The following is a 19195-nucleotide window of genomic DNA, read 5'->3' as shown; positions in this document are numbered from 1 at the left end:
GTCAGACGCCGGCCTTGACGTACTTGTCGTACCCCTCGGCCTCGAGCTGGTCGGCCAGCTCAGCACCGCCGGACTCGGCGACCTTGCCGTTGACGAACACGTGCACGTGGTCGGGCTGGATGTAGCGCAGGATCCGGGTGTAGTGGGTGATGAGCAGGACGCCCTTGCCCTCCTGGGCCCGGAACCGGTTGACCCCCTCGGACACGACCTTGAGCGCGTCGATGTCGAGGCCGGAGTCGGTCTCGTCGAGGATCGCGACCTTCGGGTCGAGCAGCTCCAGCTGCGCGATCTCGTGGCGCTTCTTCTCACCACCGGAGAAGCCCTCGTTGACCGAGCGCTGGGAGAAGGTCGGGTCCAGGTCGAGGTTGCCGAGCGCGGTGTTGACGTCCTTGACCCAGGTGCGCAGCTTCGGCGCCTCACCGTCGATCGCGGTCTTGGCGGTGCGCAGGAAGTTCGCCACGGACACGCCGGGCACCTCGACGGGGTACTGCATCGCCAGGAACAGGCCGGCACGGGCCCGCTCGTCGACCGACATCGCGAGGACGTCCTGGCCGTCGAGGGTGACCGAGCCACCGGTGACGGTGTACTTCGGGTGGCCGGCGATCGAGTAGGCCAGCGTCGACTTGCCGGAGCCGTTCGGCCCCATGATCGCGTGCGTCTCGCCGTCACCGATGGTCAGCGTGACGCCCTTGAGGATCTCCTTGGGCCCGTCCTCGGTGTCGACCGACACCTGCAGGTCCTTGATCTCCAGCTTGCTCATGAGGGGGTCACTCCGTTCAGGGTGGTGGTGGTGTCGACGTAGACGTCGCCGTCGCGGACGTCCACGGGGAAGGTGGCGACCGGTTCGGTCGCGGGCAGGCCGGTGGGCTTGCCGGTGCGGAGGTCGAAGCGGGAGCCGTGCAACCAGCACTCCACGGTGCAGTCGGCCACCTCGCCCTCGCTCAGCGCGACGGCGGCGTGGGAGCAGAGGTCCTGGATCGCGAACACCTCGTCACCGTCGCGCGCGACCGCGACGTCGTACGCCCCGACCGTGACGCCGAGGGCCTCGTCGGCAGGGACGTCGGCCAGCGCACACGCCCGCTCGAAGGACATCAGGCGTCCTCGCGCAGCAGGTTCTTGGCCAGCTCGGCCTCGACGGTCGAGAGCAGCTGCTCCTCGATCATCGGGATGCCGACCTTGCGGATCAGGTCGTTGAAGAAGCCGTGCACGACCAGGCGGTGGGCCTCCTGCTCGGAGACCCCGCGCGAGCGCAGGTAGAACAGCTGCTCGTCGTCGAAGCGGGCCGTGGCGGACGCGTGGCCCGCACCCTCGATCTCGCCCGTCTCGATCTCGAGGTTGGGCACCGAGTCGGCCTGGCAGCCGTCGGAGAGGACCAGGTTGCGGTTCTCCTCGTAGGTCTCGATGCCCTCGGCGACCTTGCGGATCAGCACGTTGCCGATCCACACGGTGTGCGCGCCCTGCCCCTGCAGCGCGCCCTTGTAGACGACGTGGCTCTTGGTGCGCGGCGCGTTGTGGTCGGCGAAGAGCCGGTGCTCGAGGTGCTGGCCCTCGTCGGCGAAGTAGAGGCCGAGCAGCTCGGCGTCGCCGCCGGGCCCGGCGTACTCGACGTTGGCGTGCATCCGCACCACGTCGCCGCCGAAGGAGATCGAGGTGTGCTTGACGGTGGCGTCTCGGCCGACCCGGATCGCGTCGCGGCCCAGGTGGACCGCGTCGTCGTCCCAATCCTGCAGGGACAGGACGTTCGCCGACGCGCCGTCGCCGACCAGCACGGTGGTGATCGCCGCGTAACGGGCGGACCCGGTGTGCACGATCACGACCGTCGCCTGGGCGTGCCGGCCGACCCGGACCAGGAGCCGGCCCCAGACCAGGTCGTCGACCGACTCACCGTGCAGGCGCAGCACGATCGGCTCGGCCACCTCGGCCTCGGCCGGCACGTCGAGCAGCAGCGCCCCCCGCGCGTTCGCGGCGGCCAGGGCCGACGGCCGGTCGTTGGGGGGGAGCTCGCCGATCTCACGGGCCTCGGCGTCGCCGATCTCGGTCAGCGTGACCCCGGCGGGCAGCGCGGTCTCCCAGGTCAGGCCGGCATCCGACGCCTCGCCGTCGAGGACGCCGCGCAGCCGCTTGAGCGGCGTGAAGCGCCAGATCTCCTCGCGGCCGGTCGGCACCGGGTGGTCGACCAGGTCGTACGACGCGGGCGGGTTGAGGTGGCTCTCCACCCGCTCCTGCTCCAGGGCGGCCGACACGCTCTCGCGTGCCGTGTCAGTGACAGTCACTCCATCTGCTTTCTACGTTCAGGGGTCTCGATACGCTCGCTGGCGCTCGTTCCTCGACCAACGAGGGGGTCGGCTCTCAGCCGACCGCACCCTCCATCTGGAGCTCGATCAGGCGGTTCAGCTCCAGCGCGTACTCCATCGGGAGCTCCTTGGCGATCGGCTCGACGAAGCCGCGCACGATCATCGCCATCGCCTCGTCCTCCTCCATGCCGCGCGACATGAGGTAGAAGAGCTGGTCGTCGGACACCTTGGAGACGCTGGCCTCGTGGCCCATGGAGACGTCGTCCTCGCGGATGTCCACGTAGGGGTAGGTGTCACTGCGGCTGATCTGGTCGACCAGCAGCGCGTCGCACAGCACGTTGGACTTCGAGCCGTGCGCGCCCTCGTTGACCTGGATCAGGCCGCGGTACGACGTCCGCCCGCCGCCGCGCGCCACGGACTTCGACAGGATGGACGACGAGGTGTGCGGCGCCGCGTGCACCATCTTCGCGCCGGCGTCCTGGTGCTGACCCTCGCCCGCGAACGCGATCGACAGCGTCTCACCCTTGGCGTGCTCGCCCATCAGGTAGACGGCCGGGTACTTCATCGTGACCTTGGAGCCGATGTTGCCGTCGACCCACTCCATCGTGGCGCCGGCCTCGCAGGTCGCGCGCTTGGTGACGAGGTTGTAGACGTTGTTCGACCAGTTCTGGATCGTGGTGTAGCGGCAGCGGCCGCCCTTCTTCACGATGATCTCGACGACGGCCGAGTGCAGCGAGTCCGAGCTGTAGATCGGCGCGGTGCAGCCCTCGACGTAGTGCACGTAGGCGTCCTCGTCGACGATGATCAGGGTCCGCTCGAACTGGCCCATGTTCTCGGTGTTGATCCGGAAGTAGGCCTGCAGCGGGATGTCGACGTGCACGCCCTTGGGCACGTAGATGAACGAACCGCCCGACCACACCGCGGTGTTGAGCGCAGCGAACTTGTTGTCACCGACGGGGATGACCGTGCCGAAGTACTCCTGGAACAGCTCCGGCTGCTCCTTGAGCGCGGTGTCGGTGTCGAGGAAGAGGACGCCCTTCTCCTCGAGGTCCTCGCGGATCGAGTGGTAGACCACCTCGGACTCGTACTGGGCGGCGACGCCGGCGACCAGGCGCTGCTTCTCCGCCTCCGGGATGCCGAGCTTGTCGTAGGTGTTCTTGATGTCCTCGGGCAGGTCCTCCCACGAGGCGGCCTGCTTCTCGCTGGAGCGGACGAAGTACTTGATGTTGTCGAAGTCGATCGCGCTGAGGTCGGAGCCCCAGGTCGGCATCGGCTTGCGGCCGAAGAGCTTGAGGCCCTTCAGGCGCAGGTCGAGCATCCACTGCGGCTCGTCCTTCTTCGACGAGATGTCGCGGACGACGGCCTCGGTGAGACCGCGCTGGGCGGCTGCGCCGGCGACGTCCGGGTCGGCCCAGCCGAACTCGTAGCGTCCGATGCCCTTGAGCTCGGGGTTGAGCTCCTCGATGGAGGTCATCAGCTGACCCGCTCCTTCGTGTCGGTGGTCGGGATGTCGGGGATGCAGGTGGTGCAGACCCCGTCGCCGTGGGCGATCGTGGCCAGGCGCTGCACATGTCGGCCGAGCACCAGGCTGATCGCCTGCGTCTCGGCCTCGCACAGCTGCGGGAACTCGTGGGCGACGTGGGAGACCGGGCAGTGCTGCTGGCACAGCTGCTCTCCCACGGGCACGTCGCGCACCGCGGCGGCGTACCCCTCGTCGGTGAAGACCTTCGCCAGCACCTCGGCGGACCCGAGCTCCGGGTGCTCCGCGCGAACGCCCTCGAACCGCTCGGAGATGAACGCCGCTCGACGCGTGGCGAACTCCCGCACCGCGGTGTCACCGCCGGTCTCGCGCAGGAAGCGCAGGGCCTGGACGGCGAGGTCGTCGTACTGCTGGTCGAACAGGTCGCGGCCGGCCTCGGTCAGCGCGAACACCTTGGCGGGCCGGCCCCGGCCGCGCACCGCGGTGCTCCGCGGCTCGCGGGCCTCGACCGCGCCCTCCTCGAGGAGCTGGTCGAGGTGCCGGCGCACGGCGGCCGGCGTCAGGTCCAGCCGCTCCGCGAGGGCGGCGGCCGTCGAGGGGCCGTTGACGAGGATCGACCGGGCCACGCGCTCGCGCGTCGGCTGGTCGTGGCCCGGTGCCGACGTCCCCTGCGGGACCGTCGCGCGCGCCTCCTCGAATTCCACAACGCCAGTGTGCTCTTATTGCCCGGAGCCGTTCAAGTAAGGTTCACCTAAGGTCTTCCCCGCTCCGGTTCGGCATTTTCGGACGGTCCTGCCACACTCGCAGCAGCATGATCGATCGCCTGCGCGCCGTCCTCCATTCCCGCACCGTCTTGGCGGTGGGGGTGGCGGTGAGCCTGCTCGTCCCCGTGATCACGCTGCCTCGCCTGCCGCACGTGACCGTCTGGCCGGTGCTGGCCGGGCTCGCACCCTGGGTGGTCGGCAAGTACCTCCTCTGCCCGCTGCGATGGCGCGCTCTCACCGACGCCGACCTCAGCCGCCGCTGGTACCTGCGGGCCTACGCCGAGTCCGAGCTGCTCGGGCTGCTGACGCCGGGGCACGTCGGCGCCGACCTGTGGCGGCTCAAGCGACTCACCGGTGCCGGTCTGGGTCGCGGCGACGCCGTCGTGAGCGTCGGCTCCGACCGCCTCGTCGGCGCGCTCGGGCTGGCCGCGTTCGTCGCCTTCGCCGGGACCGCGCTGCCGGTGCGAATGCTGCTCGGGGTGGCCGGGGTCTCGCTGGCGGCGATCGTCACCGTGCTCGTGCTCCGCCGGGTCCGGCCGGGGCTGTTGCCCAGCCGGCCGCTCCCCCCGCCGCGTGCCCTCGCTCACGGCCTGCTGCTGTCGGCCGGCTACCAGCTCTCGATCGCGGCCCTGCTGCTCGGGGCGGTCGGCGCGACCGGGCACACCGTCTCACCTCTCGCCGTCCTCGGCGCCTTCGGTGCCAGCCAGCTGGCCGGCGCGGTGCCGGGCCCGAACGGTGCCAGTCCCCGCGACGGTGCCCTCGTGATCGGGCTCGTCGCCGCGGGCGTCCCCTGGGCGGCCGCGGTCGCGGCGGTGTCGATCAAGGCCGCCATCGCCTGGCTCCCCGGGCTCGTGCTCGGGGGCACCAGCCTGCTCCACCACCGTCGCACGGCGCTGACCCCCGCCTGACCCCCGCCTGACCGGCGCGGGACCCGGCCGACCGGTCCCGGAGCCCGGGACGAACTCCGGTGCGCCCGCGGGACCTTCGCCTCCGGCCCGGCCGGTGACGCCGCGGCATCATCGGTGGTGAGGTCCACGGAGGGTCGGCCATGCTGATGCCGGATCGCATGCTTGCGCGCGCCCGCCTGCGCTGGTTCCTCGGGCAGGTCGCCGTCGTCGCGGCGGGCGTGTTCTGCTACTTCCAGGTGCGCGGGCTGACGGCGGCCGCTCCGGCGAGCGCCTTTGCACACGCCCGTGCGGTGGCGGACCTCGAGCGCCACGTCCACCTCGACCTCGAGGCCACCGTCCAGGCGCCGTTCATCGCGACGGCGGCGGGCCAGACGGTGGTCAACTGGATCTACATCTGGGGGCACTGGCCGGTCATCATCGTCACCATGGCGTGGCTGGCGTGGCGCCACCGCCGACACTTCCTCCGGCTGCGCGACGCGATGCTCGTGTCGGGCGCCCTGGGCCTGGTCGTCTTCGTCGGATTCCCGGTCGCACCGCCCCGGCTCGCCGACGGCGAGCTCATGGATACCGTCACGGCCTCGTCGAGGGCCTACCGGGTGCTGCAGCCGCCGAACTTCGTCAACCAGTACGCCGCCATGCCGAGCCTGCACGCCGGCTGGGACCTGCTCGTCGGCATCTCGATCGCGACGGCTGCCGCCTGGGTCGCGGTCCGCGCGATCGGCTGGGTGCTCCCGGTCCTCATGTCCGTGGCCGTCGTGGCCACCGGCAACCACTACGTGGTCGACGTCGTGGCGGGACTCGCGCTCGCCCTCGTCGGGTACGCCGCCGCCCTCCTCCTCGAGCGGCGCCGTGACCACCGGGCGGCAGCGCCATGAGCCTCCTCGCCATCGCCCACCGGGCCGGCAACTCCCTCACCGGGCTGCACGCGGCCAACCAGCTCGGTGTCGACGTCGTGGAGTGCGACGTCCATGCCTTCCGCGGCCGGCTCGAGGTGCGGCACCTCAAGACCGCGGGCCCGCTCCCGTTCCTCTGGGACACCTGGACGCTCGCCCCCGCCTGGGCGCCCCGGCTCGGGCTCGACGAGCTGCTCGAGGCGGACCGCCGCGGAGCGGTCTTCATGCTGGACCTCAAGGGGCGCCGCGAGTCGACCGGTCGCGCCGTCGCGCGGCTGCTGCACGAGCGCGCACCCGGGCACCGGGTCCTGGTGTGCGGACGGCACTGGCCGGTGGTCGAGCACGTCGCCGACCGGCTGACGTACGTCGACCCCGTGCTGTCGGCCCGGACCAGGGGTGAGCTGTCGGCGCTGGTGTCCCGGGTCGCGGACGCACGCCGGACCGCGCCGTACGGGGTGTCCGTCCACTGCTCGCTGCTCGACCCCGCGCTCGTCGAGCTGCTGCGCCGTCACGTCGAGGTCGTCATGACGTGGCCGGTCAACGACCTCGACCGGCTCGAGACGGTCCTCGACCTGGGCGCGAACGGCATCATCAGCGACGAGCCGGCGATCCTGCGTGAGGTCGTCGGACGCAGGCCCGGGGCGGTGTGACCCAGCCCTCGTTCCTAGACTCGGTGCGTGCCCGGTGGACCCGACCCTGCCGTCGTCGTCGACGGCCTGGTGATGCGCTACGGCGACAAGGTCGCCGTCGACGAGTTGTCGCTGACCGTCGAGCGCGACTCGATCACCGCGGTGCTCGGTCCCAACGGAGCCGGCAAGACCACCACGCTGGAGACCTGCGAGGGCTACCGCAAGCCGCAGCAGGGCTCCGTGCGCGTCCTGGGGCTGGACCCGGTGCGGGACCGTCGCGACCTGCTCCCCCGCATCGGGGTGATGCTGCAGGGCGGTGGCGCCTGGAGCGGCGTGCGGGCGATGGAGATGCTCGAGCACGTCGCCCGGCTCCACGCACACCCGCTCGACACGGGGATGCTGGCCGAGCGGCTCGGGCTGGGCGAGTGCGGTCGCACGCCGTACCGGCGGCTGAGCGGTGGCCAGCAACAGCGGCTCGGCCTGGCGATGGCGGTCGTCGGCCGGCCGGACCTGGTCTTCGTGGACGAGCCGACCGCGGGGATGGACCCGCAGGCCCGCCGCACCACGTGGCAGCTGCTCGAGGAGCTGCGCGGCGACGGCGTGACGGTCGTGCTCACCACGCACTACATGGACGAGGCCGAGCGGCTCGCCGACCACATCCACATCATCGACCACGGTCGGCTGATCGCCTCCGGCTCGCCCCTGGAGCTGACCCGCGGCGGCACGCACGCGACCATCCGGCTGGTCGTGACGCGGCCGTTCCCGGCGGGTGCTCCCGGCTCCCTCGCGGCCGCGCTCGGCGCGGGGACCGAGGTCGCCCAGCTCGACGAGGTCAGCCTGTTGGTGACCGGTCCGGCCGACCCCTCGACCCTCGCGCGCGTCTCGCGGTGGTGCGAGGAGTTCGGCGTGCTGCCGGAGTCGCTGACGCTGGGGCAGCGCAACCTCGAGGACGTCTTCCTGCAGCTCACCGGACGGGGGCTGACGCCGTGACCACCATCGGCAGCGTCGGCACCTTCACGCCCCGGCCGGGCGCCGCGCCCCTGTCACGGCAGGTGCTCGCCCAGGCCCGCATGGAGGCGCGCCTGATGGTGCGCAACGGCGAGCAGCTGCTCCTGGCCGTCGTGATCCCGGTGATCGTGCTCGTCGGCGGCGTCACCGGGTCCGAGCACCTCGGGCTCTCCCTCGACCACGACCCCGTCGACGTCTTCGCCCCGGGCGTCCTGGCGCTGGCGATCATGTCGACGGCGTTCACCTCCCTCGCCATCGCGACCGGGTTCGAGCGCCGCTACGGCGTCATCAAGCGGCTCGGCGCCTCGCCGCTGCCCCGCTCGGGCCTGCTGCTGGGCAAGGTCGGCGCGTTGCTGCTGGTCGAGGTGCTGCAGGTCGTGATCATCGGCGGGGTCGCGCTCGCCCTCGACTGGGACCCGACGCCGGACGTGCTCGGCTTCGTGCTCGCCGTCGCGCTCGGGACCGCGGCCTTCGCCTCGCTCGGCCTCTTCGTCGCGGGCGTGCTGCGCGCCGAGGCCACCCTGGCGGCGGCGAACCTGATCTACCTGCTGCTGCTCGCCGGTGGCGCCGTCGTGCTGCCGATCTCGGCCTACGGCGCGTTCGGCGGCGTGGTGCGGTGGCTGCCCTCGGGGGCGCTCGGCAGCGCGATGCGCGCTGCGCTCATCGACGGCACCACGTCCTGGCGGGACCTCGGGGTCCTGGTGCTCTGGGCCGCTGTCGGAACGACCCTGACTGCGAGGACCTTCAAGTGGGAGTGACCCAGACGCAGGACGTGACGCCGGCACGACCCGGGCGGCTCCGGCGGCTCGACGAGTGGCTGCCCGGCTGGGCCTGGGCGTCGATCGTCGCCAACTGCGTGATCGTGGTGACCGGCGGCGTGGTGCGGCTGACCGGCTCGGGCCTGGGCTGCCCGACCTGGCCACGGTGCACCGAGGAGTCGTTCACCCCCCACGGCGCCTACGACATCCACCAGGCCATCGAGTTCGGCAACCGCCTGCTGACCTACGTGCTGGTCGCCGTGGCGGTCGGGACCTTCGTGGCCGCCTGGCAGTCCGGACGCCGCGACCTGCGCCGGCTCGCGCTGGTGATGGCCCTCGGCATCCCCGCGCAGGCGGTGATCGGGGGCATCGCGGTGCTCACCGACCTCAACCCCTGGATCGTCTCGCTCCACCTGCTGTGCTCGCTGCTGATCATCGACGTCGCCGTGCTGTTCCTGCAGCGGGTCTCGCGGCCGGCCCCAGGCGTCCGCCCGCGCGGCCCGGTCGTCGGCCTGGCCTGGGCGACGTTCGCGTCCGCGTGGGCGGTCCTCTACGTCGGCACCGTGGTCACCGGCGCCGGCCCGCACGCCGGGGACGCGGGGTCGGCGCGCAACGGCTTCAGCCCGCTGCAGGTCAGCCAGCTCCACGCCGACCTGGTGTTCCTCTTCCTCGGTCTCTCGCTCGGCCTGCTGTTCGCGGTGGTGGCGGGCGGCTTTCCGCGGACGACGCGGAGCGCGGTCGTGTGGCTGCTGGTCGTGTCCGTCGGGCAGGGCGCGATCGGCTTCGTGCAGTACTTCACCCACCTGCCCGTCGTCCTGGTCGCCTTCCACATGCTCGGCGCCGCTGTGATCTCCGCGACCGTCACGTGGGCGCTCATCCAGGTGCGCGAGCCCGCGTCCGAGCGGCGGGCCTAGACCACCCGCCGAGTTGCCTCGGGCGCGCGCGGGCGCCGCTAGGGTCACGTCGCCGTCCCACTCCGACACGAGGCAGGCCGCCGTGACGCAGACCGACACCCCAGCAGCAGAGAGCGTCGGGAAAGGCCTCAAGCCGGGTGCGATCGGGCTGATCGGGAGCATCGTCGTCGGCATCGCGTCGACCGCGCCGGCGTACAGCCTCGCGGCCAGCCTGGGCTACGTCGTGATCACCCAGAACGGATCGGGGATCATCGGCGTCAAGGCGCCGCTCATCATGGTGCTGGCGTTCGTCCCGATGTACTTCATCGCCGTCGCGTACGCCGAGCTCAACCGCGCCGAGCCCGACTGCGGCACCACCTTCACCTGGGCCGCGCGGGCCTTCGGCACCCGGGTCGGGTGGATGGGCGGCTGGGGCATCATCGTCGCCGACATCATCGTGATGGCGAACCTCGCCCAGATCGCCGGCTCCTACACCTTCACGTTCTTCGGCCTCGACTCGCTCGCCGCCAGCACGCTGTGGTCGACGGTCGCCGGCGTCGTCTGGATCGCGGTGATGACCTACATCTGCTACCGCGGCATCGAGGTCTCGGTGCGGCTGCAGTACGCCCTGCTGGGCATGGAGGTCCTGGTCCTCATCGTCTTCGCCGTGGTCGCCTTGGCGAAGGCGACGTGGGGTGACGTCCCGACAGCCATCACCCCGAGCCTGTCCTGGTTCTCCCTGTCCGGCATCACGGGCACCGGTCTGGTCACGGCCAGCCTGATCGCCGTCTTCATCTACTGGGGCTGGGACACCGCCGTCGCGACCAACGAGGAGGCCGACGACCCCGCGACGACACCGGGCCGCGCCGCGGTGCTCTCCACGGTCCTCCTGCTGCTGACCTACGCGCTGGTGTCGGTCGCCACGATCGCCTATGCCGGCGTCGGCACCACCGGGATCGGGCTGGGCAACGAGGCGAACGCGGACGACGTGTTCGCCGCCATGGGCAGCGCGGTCTTCGGCTCGGGAGCGTTCGGCTGGGTCATGATCCACCTGCTCTCGATCTCGATCCTGACCTCGGCGTCCGCGAGCACGCAGACGACCATCCTGCCGACGGCGCGCACGGCACTCTCGATGGCGGCGTTCAAGGCGATCCCCGAGCGATTCGACCGGATCCACCCGCGCTACCTGACACCGACCGACTCCACCGTGTGGATGGGCGTCGTGTCGATCGCCTTCTACGTCGGGCTCACCCTGCTCAGCGCCAACATCCTGGCCGACACGATCGCCGCCGTCGGCCTGATGATCGCGTTCTACTACGGCCTGACCGGCTACGCGTGCGTGTGGTTCTACCGCAGGACCTTCTGGTACCGCCCGCGCGACCTCGTCATGCAGGGGCTCCTGCCCTTCCTCGGCGGCACGATGCTGCTGGGCGCCTTCGTCTGGGCCTCGAAGACCTACGCCGACCCGAACTACGGCTACACCAGCATCGCGAACGTCGGCGGCGTCTTCCTGCTCGGCGTCGGCTCCCTGGTGATCGGGGTCGTGCTCATGGTGATCCGGCAGGCGGTGTCCCCGGCCTACTTCCGGGGCGAGACGCTGCCGCGCCGCGACTCCACCGAGCTGGTGCTCCTCACCCCCGATGTGCCCGACGTCGCCGACGCGACCGCCGTCCGCACGCTCCCCGACAGCGGCGTGATGCCCACCGTCATCGCGCCGGACCTGTCCAACCTGCCGCCCGGCCAGGTCGCGGTCGACCCGCTGACCGGCGAGACGTTCGAGCACCGCCCCGACACCGAGGGGACCGAGGAGGAGTCCCCCGGCGGGCTGGGCGAGGGCTGACGCCCGGCGCTCGGGGGCCACGGCCGACAGCCGGGCTGCTCACCACCACAGGGGAGATGACGGCGGCCTCCCGCTCCCCCGTGACCGGGCCGGCCGCCGTCAACCCCTCTGACGCGGCGGCAGCCGGATCGGTTGCCTCACCACCGCAGATTTCTGCGACGGATCCTCGCCCGGCCCCGGCGGGTGCGGGTCAGCGGGTGACGAGCGGGCTGAGCGCGACCGCCACGAACAGCAGCGAGAGGTAGAGGTTCGAGGTGTGGAACAGCCGCATCGGCTGGATCACGGCGAGGCTCTCGGTGTCGCGGCAGCGGCCCCACATCCGGTGGGCCTCGACCAGGAAGACCGCCCCCAGGACACCCGCGGCGAGCGGGTAGAACAGGCCGGTGCCGGCGACCGGCCAGAGCAGCAGCGACGTCGCCACCATCAGCCAGCTGTAGACCACGATCCGCAGGCCCACCTGACGGGCCGGCATCACGACCGGAAGCATCGGCACGTCGACGTTCGCGTAGTCCTCGCGGTAGCGGAGCGCGAGCGCCCAGGTGTGCGGCGGGGTCCAGAAGAAGACGACGAGGAACAGCACGACCGGGGTCCAGGACAGCTCGCCGGTCACCGCGGTCCAGCCGATCAGCGTCGGGAAGCATCCCGCGATGCCGCCCCAGACGATGTTCTGGGTCGTCCGTCGCTTGAGCAGCATCGTGTAGCCGAGCACGTAGAACGCGTTGGCGAGCACCGACAGGAGCGCGGAGAGCGGGTTGACCCAGACGTAGAGGATCACCGTCGACAGCACGCCGAGCACCGAGCCGAAGACCAGGGCGGCGGCCGGCGACACGATGTGCCGCGGGAGCGCGCGGCGCCGGGTCCTGCGCATCTGCTCGTCGATGTCACGGTCGTAGACGCAGTTGAACACCGACGCGGAGCCGGCCGAGAACGTGCCGCCGACCACGGTCGCCACCACCAGCCCGAGGGGCGGCACCCCCCGCGCGGCGAAGAACATCACCGGCACCGTCGTCAGCAGCAACAGCTCGATGACCCGCGGCTTGGTGAGGCCGACGTACGCCGCGACGACGTCCCTGACGGTCGCGCGCTCAGCCGCTGGCTGCTGGGCAGCAGCGGCCGGGTGGCCGACGTACGTCACGGGGTTCCTCGGGGAGGGAATGCGGGTACCTGAACACGGCATTGGACGGGTGGGAGTCTAACCCCCGTCATGAGTAGGCTCGGGCCTGGCTGACCCACCCGAAAGGAATCCTGTGACCGGAACCGCTCGACTGGACTGGACCGACGTCGACGACAAGGCGGTGGACACAGCCCGGGTGCTGGCGATGGACGCCGTCCAGAAGGTCGGCAACGGGCACCCGGGGACGGCCATGAGCCTGGCGCCGGCCGCCTACCTGCTCTTCCAGAAGGTGATGCGCCACGACCCCGCCGACCCGCGGTGGATCGCCCGCGACCGGTTCGTCCTGTCGTGCGGACACTCGAGCATCACGCTCTACACCCAGCTCTACCTCGGCGGCTTCGGTCTCGAGCTCGACGACCTCAAGGCGCTGCGCACCTGGGGCTCGAAGACGCCGGGCCACCCCGAGCTCCACCACACCGCGGGGGTCGAGGTCACGACCGGCCCGCTGGGCCAGGGCGTCGCAAACGCGGTCGGGATGGCGATGTCTGCTCGCCGGGTGCACGGGCTGCTGGACCCGGACGCCGCTCCCGGTGAGAGTCTCTTCGACCACCACGTCTACGCGCTGTGCTCCGACGGCGACCTCGAGGAGGGCGTCAGCGGCGAGGCGAGCTCGATCGCCGGGACCCAGGAGCTGGGCAACCTGACGCTGATCTACGACCGCAACAAGATCTCGATCGAGGGCAACACGGACATCGCCTTCACCGAGGACGTGGCGGCGCGCTACGGGGCCTACGGCTGGCACGTGCAGGTCGTCGACTGGACCAACGGCGGCACGGAGTACGTCGAGGACGTGGCCGCCCTCCACGCCGCGATCGTCGCCGCCGGCGAGGTCACCGACAAGCCGTCGCTGATCGTCCTCGACACCATCATCGCCTGGCCCGCGCCGAACGCGCAGGGGACCGAGAAGGCCCACGGCAGCGCCCTCGGCGCCGACGAGGTGGCCGCCACCAAGAAGGTGCTCGGGTGGGACCCCGACCAGACCTTCGAGGTCCCTGCCGACGTCCTGGCCCACACCCGGTCGCTGAGCGAGCGGGGCGCCGCCCTCGGCGCGGAGTGGGACGAGAGGTACACCGCGTGGTCCGAGGCGAACCCCGACAAGGCCGCGCTGCTGCACCGGCTCAAGGCGCGCGAGCTCCCCGACGGGCTCGCGGACGCGCTGCCGACCTTCGAGCCCAGCGAGAAGGGCGTCGCGACCCGGGTCGCGTCGAGCGACGTGATCAACGCTGTCGCCCCGGTGATGCCGGAGCTGTGGGGCGGCTCGGCCGACCTGGCCGGCTCCAACAACACCACGATCAAGGGCGCGCCGTCCTTCCTGCCGGAGAGCCGGTCCGTGAAGGAGTGGCAGGCCGACCCCTACCAGGGCCGGGTGCTCCACTTCGGGATCCGCGAGCACGGCATGGGCGCGATCATGAACGGCATCGCGGCCGACTCGCTCACCCGCGTGTTCGGGGGCACGTTCCTCACCTTCTCCGACTACATGCGCGGCGCGGTGCGGGTGGCCGCCCTCAGCCAGCTGCCGGTGACGTACGTCTGGACGCACGACTCGATCGGTCTCGGCGAGGACGGCCCGACCCACCAGCCCATCGAGCACCTCGCCGCGCTGCGCGCGATGCCGGGGCTCGACGTCGTCCGTCCCGCGGACGCCAACGAGACGGCTGCGGCCTGGCTCGCCATCCTCGGCCACAGCGACCGGCCGGCGGCCCTCGCCCTGACCCGGCAGAACGTGCCGGTGTTCCCTCGGGGCACCGATGCGGACACCGGTGAGCGCTGGGCGGACACCGACGGGGTCGCCAAGGGCGCCTACGTCCTGCTCGACGCGCCGGAGATCGACGGCAAGGCGGGCCTTCCCGACGTCGTCCTGATCGGCACCGGCTCGGAGGTCCAGATCGCGGTCGAGGCTCGCGAGCAGCTGGCCGCCGCCGGCGTCGGCGCCCGCGTGGTGTCGATGCCGTGCCAGGAGTGGTTCGAGGCCCAGGACCAGTCCTACCGCGACACCGTGCTGCCGCCGACCGTCCGTGCCCGGGTCTCGGTCGAGGCCGGCGTGAAGCAGGGCTGGCGCGAGTACGTCGGCGACCACGGCCGGATCATCTCGATCGACCACTACGGCGCGTCGGCGGACTACGCGCGGATCTACCAGGAGTTCGGCATCACCAGCGACGCCGTCGTCGCCGCCGCGCTCGACTCCGTCGCGGCGGTCACCGCCTGACCGGACCGTCCACACCCACCGTCTGCAAGGGAGAACAGCATGACCGACCGTCTGAAGGACTTGTCCGATGCGGGGGTGTCGATCTGGCTCGACGACCTGTCGCGCGAGCGCATCGAGACCGGCAACCTCGCCGACCTGGTGCGGGAGAAGCACGTCGTCGGCGTGACGACCAACCCGACCATCTTCGCGGCGGCGATCGCCGACGGCGAGCGCTACGACGAGCAGGTCGCCCAGCTCGTCGACAAGGGCGAGCCGGTCGACAAGGTGGTCTTCGAGCTGACGACCGAGGACGTGCGCAACGCCTGCGACATCATGGCGCCGGTGCACGAGGCGACGCCGTACGACGGGCGCGTCTCGATCGAGGTGGAGCCCGACCTCGCCAACGACACCGAGGGCACGATCGCGTCGGCCCGGGCGCTGTGGTCGGCGGTCGACCGTCCCAACGCGCTCATCAAGATCCCCGCGACGCTCGAGGGGCTGCCGGCGATCACCACGGCGATCTCCGAGGGGATCAGCGTCAACGTCACCCTGATCTTCGGTGAGCTCCGCTACCGCGAGGTCATGGACGCCTACCTCACCGGTCTCGAGCAGGCCCGCGACGCCGGGCGCGACCTGTCCACGATCCACTCGGTGGCGTCGTTCTTCGTCTCCCGCGTCGACACCGAGGTCGACAAGCGGCTCGAGGCGGTCGGCTCCGACGTCGCCCTCGCGCTGCGTGGCAAGGCCGCCGTGGCCAACGCGCTGGTGGCCTACGGCGCGTTCGAGGAGGTCTTCGGCTCCGACCGGTGGCGTGACCTCGAGGCGGCCGGGGCCAACCGGCAGCGTCCGCTGTGGGCCTCGACCGGGGTCAAGAACCCGGACTACGACGACACCATGTACGTCCGCGACCTCGTCGTCGCCGAGACCGTCAACACGATGCCGGAGAAGACGATGGACGCCTTCGCCGACCACGGAGAGCTGCTCGGCGACGTCGTCACCGGCAAGGCGGGCGAGGGGCAGGCGCTGCTCGACCGGCTCACGGAGGTCGGGATCGACTTCGAGGACGTCCTCCTGGTCCTGGAGACCGAGGGCGTCGACAAGTTCAAGAAGTCGTGGACCGAGCTGGTCGAGACCGTCTCGGGCCAGATGGAGAAGGCCCGGGCGTGAGCGGGGCGCCGGTCGACGCGACCAACAGCCCGGCCTGGGGCCGGCTCACGTCGCTCGCCGAGGGGTTCGCCCCGGACCTGCGCCGGTGGTTCGACGAGGACCCGGGGCGGGCCGACCGGCTGACCTTCTCGGCGGCCGACCTGCATGTCGACCTCTCCAAGGGCCTGATCGACGGGGAGGTGCTGCCCGCACTCCTCGAACTCGCCGACCAGGTCGGCCTCGCCGACCGGCGGGACGCGATGTTCCGAGGCGAGCACATCAACGTGACCGAGGACCGGGCCGTCCTGCACACCGCCCTCCGCCTGCCGCCCGACGCCCGCCTGCAGGTGGACGGGCAGGACGTGGCGGCCGAGGTGCACGAGGTGCTGCGTCGCGTCTACGAGTTCGCCGACCGGGTCCGGTCCGGCGCGTGGACCGGGGTGACCGGGAAGCGCATCCGCACGGTCGTCAACATCGGCATCGGTGGCTCCGATCTCGGCCCGGTGATGGCATACGAGGCGCTGCGCCCCTACCGCCAGGCTGGCCTGGAGTGCCGGTTCATCAGCAACATCGACCCGACCGACGCCGCCACGAAGCTGGCGGGGCTGGACCCCGCGACCACGCTGTTCATCGTCTCCAGCAAGACCTTCGGCACGCTCGAGACGCTGACCAACGCGCGCCTGTGCAAGGCCTGGCTGCTGGACGGGCTCGCCGACGGGGACCCGCACCTGGATCAGCAGAGTGCGGTCGCGCGCCACTTCGTCGCCGTGTCGACCGCCCTGGACAAGGTGGCCGACTTCGGCATCGACCCGCAGAACGCGTTCGGCTTCTGGGACTGGGTCGGCGGCCGCTACTCGGTCGACTCGGCCATCGGCACCTCCCTGGTCGTCGCGATCGGCCCGGAGGCCTTCTCCGACCTGCTGGCGGGCATGCACGCGATGGACGAGCACTTCCGCACGACGCCCCTGGACCGGAACGTCCCGGTCCTCATGGGGCTGCTCAACGTCTGGTACGCCAACTTCCTCGGTGCCCAGACGCACGCCGTGCTCCCCTACTCCCAGCTGCTGCACCGGTTCCCGGCGTACCTCCAGCAGCTGACGATGGAGTCCAACGGCAAGGGCGTGCGCTGGGACGGCACGCCGGTCACGACCGACACCGGGGAGGTGTTCTGGGGCGAGCCGGGCACCAACGGCCAGCACGCGTTCTACCAGCTGATCCACCAGGGCACCCGGCTGGTGCCGGCCGACTTCATCGCGTTCGCGGAGCCGGCGTATCCGCTGCGCGACGGCACGACCGACGTCCACGAGCTGTTCCTCGCCAACTTCTTCGCCCAGACCCAGGCGCTGGCGTTCGGCAAGACCGCCGACGAGGTCCGGGCGGAGGGCACCGCCGAGGCGATCGTCCCGGCCCGGGTGTTCACCGGCAACCGGCCGACCGCGTCCATCATGGCCCCGCGGCTGACGCCGTCGGTGCTCGGGCAGTTGATCGCGCTCTACGAGCACATCACGTTCACCCAGGGCGTGGTCTGGGGCATCGACTCGTTCGACCAGTGGGGCGTCGAGCTCGGCAAGCAGCTCGCCCAGCAGCTCAGCCCGGCGGTCTCGGGTGACACCGAGGTCGCGGCCCGGCAGGACCCCTCGACCCGCGCCCTCATCGCCTACTACCGGAGGCACCGCTCGTGACCGGCTTCCCGGCCAACCCCCTGCGCGATCCGCGCGACCGCCGCCTGCCCCGCATCGCGGGGCCGAGCGGGATGGTCCTCTTCGGCGTCACCGGCGACCTGTCCCGCAAGAAGATCATGCCGGCGATCTACGACCTCGCGAACCGTGGCCTGCTGCCGCCCGGCTTCAGCCTGACCGGCTTCGCCCGCCGCGACTGGGCGGACCAGGACTTCGCCCAGATCGTCCACGACTCGGTCAAGGAGCACGCCCGGACCGAGTTCCGGGAGGAGGTCTGGCAGCAGCTCGCCGAGGGCTTCCGCTTCGTCCCCGGCAACTTCGACGACGACCACGCGTTCGAGCGGCTGCGCCGCACCATCGAGGAGCTCGACGAGCTGCGGGGCACCGGTGGCAACCACGCGTTCTACCTGGCCATCCCGCCCGGGTTCTTCGGCGCCGTGGTGAGCCAGCTCAAGGAGCACGGGCTCGCCGAGGCGCAGCCGGGCTCGTGGCGCCGCGTGGTCATCGAGAAGCCGTTCGGCCACGACCTGGAGTCGGCGCGGGAGCTGCAGGCGGTGCTCGGTGACGTCTTCCCGTCGGGCTCGATCTTCCGGATCGACCACTACCTCGGCAAGGAGACGGTGCAGAACATCTTGGCGATGCGGTTCGCCAACGAGATGTTCGAGCCGATCTGGAACTCCAACTACGTCGACCACGTGCAGATCACGATGGCCGAGGACGTCGGCATCGGCGGACGAGCCGGCTACTACGACGGCATCGGCGCCGCGCGCGACGTCATCCAGAACCACCTGCTGCAGCTGATGTGCCTGGTCGCGATGGAGGAGCCGACGTCGTTCGACGCCGACAGCCTGCGGATCGAGAAGCAGAAGGTGCTCTCCAGCGTCACCCTGCCCCGCCGCCTCGACCTCACGACCGCGCGCGGGCAGTACGCCCCGGGATGGGCAGGGGGCGAGAAGGTGCCGGGCTTCCTGGAGGAGGAGGGCATCAAGAGGTCGTCGACGACCGAGACCTTCGCCGCCGTCACGCTCAACGTCGAGACCCGACGGTGGGCCGGCGTGCCGTTCTACCTGCGCACCGGCAAGCGTCTGGGCCGTCGCGTCACCGAGGTCGCGATCGTCTTCAAGCGGGCGCCGCACCTCCCCTTCGCCGCGTCCGCGACCGAGGAGCTGACCCAGAACGCGCTGGTGATCCGCGTGCAGCCCGACGAGGGCGTGACCCTGCGGTTCGGCTCCAAGGTGCCCGGCACCCACATGGAGATCCGCGACGTGAACATGGACTTCGTGTACGGCGGCGCCTTCACCGAGTCCTCGCCCGAGGCCTACGAGCGGCTGATCCTCGACGTCCTGCTCGGCGATCCGCCGCTCTTCCCGCGGCACGAGGAGGTCGAGCTCTCCTGGAAGATCCTCGACCCGATCCTCGAGCACTGGGCCAAGCAGGACGCGGCCGGCAAGAGCAAGCCCGAGCAGTACGCCTCCGGCACCTGGGGGCCCGAGTCCGCCGACGCGATGCTCGCGCGCGACGGCCGCGTCTGGAGGAGGCCCTGA

17 protein-coding genes are annotated in these 19195 nt (G+C 71.2%); 11 read left to right on the top strand and 6 right to left on the bottom strand.

Annotation, left to right across the window (positions count from 1 at the left end):
• Position 1: 1 nt before the first annotated feature.
• The 5 genes from sufC to ACILRH_RS06960 form a co-directional block, all read right to left on the bottom strand.
• The gene (gene sufC / locus ACILRH_RS06980) at positions 2-760 is read right to left on the bottom strand and encodes a Fe-S cluster assembly ATPase SufC (RefSeq protein WP_395691859.1); all 759 of its coding nucleotides are present in this window, start codon (positions 758-760) and stop codon (positions 2-4) included.
• A complete protein-coding gene (locus tag ACILRH_RS06975) occupies positions 757-1092 on the bottom strand; it encodes a non-heme iron oxygenase ferredoxin subunit (RefSeq protein ID WP_395691857.1) in 336 nt (111 codons plus the stop codon). The genes sufC and ACILRH_RS06975 overlap by 4 nt, the downstream gene beginning before the upstream one ends.
• The gene (sufD, locus tag ACILRH_RS06970) at positions 1092-2273 is read right to left on the bottom strand and encodes a Fe-S cluster assembly protein SufD (protein WP_395691855.1); all 1182 of its coding nucleotides are present in this window, start codon (positions 2271-2273) and stop codon (positions 1092-1094) included. Before sufD ends, ACILRH_RS06975 begins: the two co-directional genes overlap by 1 nt.
• 76 nt (positions 2274-2349) lie before the next feature.
• Complete coding sequence (gene sufB, locus ACILRH_RS06965) at positions 2350-3768, bottom strand: Fe-S cluster assembly protein SufB (RefSeq protein WP_395691854.1); 1419 nt, start codon at positions 3766-3768, stop codon at positions 2350-2352.
• Positions 3768-4478: a helix-turn-helix transcriptional regulator gene (locus tag ACILRH_RS06960; protein WP_395691852.1), complete on the bottom strand. Its 711-nt coding sequence runs from the start codon at positions 4476-4478 to the stop codon at positions 3768-3770. The genes sufB and ACILRH_RS06960 overlap by 1 nt, the downstream gene beginning before the upstream one ends.
• 107 nt (positions 4479-4585) lie before the next feature.
• On the opposite strand from ACILRH_RS06960, the gene ACILRH_RS06955 reads away from it, so the two are divergent.
• From ACILRH_RS06955 to ACILRH_RS06925, 7 genes are all read left to right on the top strand, one after another.
• Positions 4586-5446: a lysylphosphatidylglycerol synthase domain-containing protein gene (locus tag ACILRH_RS06955; RefSeq protein ID WP_395691850.1), complete on the top strand. Its 861-nt coding sequence runs from the start codon at positions 4586-4588 to the stop codon at positions 5444-5446.
• Between the two features lie 140 nt (positions 5447-5586).
• Positions 5587-6321, top strand: coding sequence for a phosphatase PAP2 family protein (locus tag ACILRH_RS06950; protein ID WP_395691848.1), 735 nt, complete (start codon positions 5587-5589; stop codon positions 6319-6321).
• Entirely contained in the window at positions 6318-6989 is a 672-nt protein-coding gene (locus ACILRH_RS06945) for a glycerophosphodiester phosphodiesterase (RefSeq protein ID WP_395691846.1), read from the top strand. Before ACILRH_RS06950 ends, ACILRH_RS06945 begins: the two co-directional genes overlap by 4 nt.
• Before the next feature lie 27 nt (positions 6990-7016).
• Positions 7017-7958, top strand: a complete 942-nt coding sequence (locus tag ACILRH_RS06940; RefSeq protein WP_395691845.1) for an ABC transporter ATP-binding protein — start codon at positions 7017-7019, stop codon at positions 7956-7958.
• Between the two features lie 5 nt (positions 7959-7963).
• The gene (locus ACILRH_RS06935) at positions 7964-8734 is read left to right on the top strand and encodes an ABC transporter permease (protein ID WP_395692090.1); all 771 of its coding nucleotides are present in this window, start codon (positions 7964-7966) and stop codon (positions 8732-8734) included.
• Positions 8725-9648 (top strand): heme A synthase, encoded by a 924-nt coding sequence (locus tag ACILRH_RS06930; RefSeq protein WP_395691843.1) that lies wholly within the window; start codon positions 8725-8727, stop codon positions 9646-9648. The genes ACILRH_RS06935 and ACILRH_RS06930 overlap by 10 nt, the downstream gene beginning before the upstream one ends.
• Positions 9649-9730: 82 nt before the next feature.
• Entirely contained in the window at positions 9731-11467 is a 1737-nt protein-coding gene (locus ACILRH_RS06925) for an APC family permease (RefSeq protein WP_395691841.1), read from the top strand.
• A gap of 190 nt (positions 11468-11657) precedes the next feature.
• Here ACILRH_RS06925 and ACILRH_RS06920 read toward each other — a convergent pair whose 3' ends face one another.
• The gene (locus tag ACILRH_RS06920; protein ID WP_395691839.1) at positions 11658-12602 is read right to left on the bottom strand and encodes a heme o synthase; all 945 of its coding nucleotides are present in this window, start codon (positions 12600-12602) and stop codon (positions 11658-11660) included.
• 112 nt (positions 12603-12714) lie between these two features.
• Here ACILRH_RS06920 and tkt point away from each other — a divergent pair, with 112 nt between their 5' ends.
• From tkt to zwf, 4 genes are read left to right on the top strand one after another with little or no spacing between them, the layout of a single operon-like run.
• On the top strand, positions 12715-14847 hold the full coding sequence (gene tkt / locus ACILRH_RS06915; RefSeq protein WP_395691837.1) for a transketolase: 2133 nt from the start codon (positions 12715-12717) through the stop codon (positions 14845-14847).
• A gap of 39 nt (positions 14848-14886) precedes the next feature.
• Positions 14887-15993, top strand: a complete 1107-nt coding sequence (gene tal / locus ACILRH_RS06910; RefSeq protein ID WP_395691835.1) for a transaldolase — start codon at positions 14887-14889, stop codon at positions 15991-15993.
• On the top strand, positions 15990-17654 hold the full coding sequence (gene pgi / locus ACILRH_RS06905) for a glucose-6-phosphate isomerase (RefSeq protein WP_395691833.1): 1665 nt from the start codon (positions 15990-15992) through the stop codon (positions 17652-17654). The genes tal and pgi overlap by 4 nt, the downstream gene beginning before the upstream one ends.
• Positions 17651-19195, top strand: coding sequence for a glucose-6-phosphate dehydrogenase (gene zwf, locus ACILRH_RS06900; protein WP_395691832.1), 1545 nt, complete (start codon positions 17651-17653; stop codon positions 19193-19195). Before pgi ends, zwf begins: the two co-directional genes overlap by 4 nt.

This window comes from Nocardioides sp. (assembly GCF_044226765.1).
Classification (GTDB): domain Bacteria; phylum Actinomycetota; class Actinomycetes; order Propionibacteriales; family Nocardioidaceae; genus Nocardioides.
This window is presented reverse-complemented; position numbering and strand designations above follow the sequence as displayed.

What these genes read in the sequence shown, in the direction of transcription:
- sufC (WP_395691859.1), bottom strand. Translation starts at nt 760, where the DNA reads ATGAGCAAGCTGGAGATCAAGGACCTGCAGGTGTCGGTCGACACCGAG.
- ACILRH_RS06975 (WP_395691857.1), bottom strand. Translation starts at nt 1,092, where the DNA reads ATGTCCTTCGAGCGGGCGTGTGCGCTGGCCGACGTCCCTGCCGACGAG.
- sufB (WP_395691854.1), bottom strand. Translation starts at nt 3,768, where the DNA reads ATGACCTCCATCGAGGAGCTCAACCCCGAGCTCAAGGGCATCGGACGC.
- ACILRH_RS06955 (WP_395691850.1), top strand. Translation starts at nt 4,586, where the DNA reads ATGATCGATCGCCTGCGCGCCGTCCTCCATTCCCGCACCGTCTTGGCG.
- ACILRH_RS06950 (WP_395691848.1), top strand. Translation starts at nt 5,587, where the DNA reads ATGCTGATGCCGGATCGCATGCTTGCGCGCGCCCGCCTGCGCTGGTTC.
- ACILRH_RS06945 (WP_395691846.1), top strand. Translation starts at nt 6,318, where the DNA reads ATGAGCCTCCTCGCCATCGCCCACCGGGCCGGCAACTCCCTCACCGGG.
- tal (WP_395691835.1), top strand. Translation starts at nt 14,887, where the DNA reads ATGACCGACCGTCTGAAGGACTTGTCCGATGCGGGGGTGTCGATCTGG.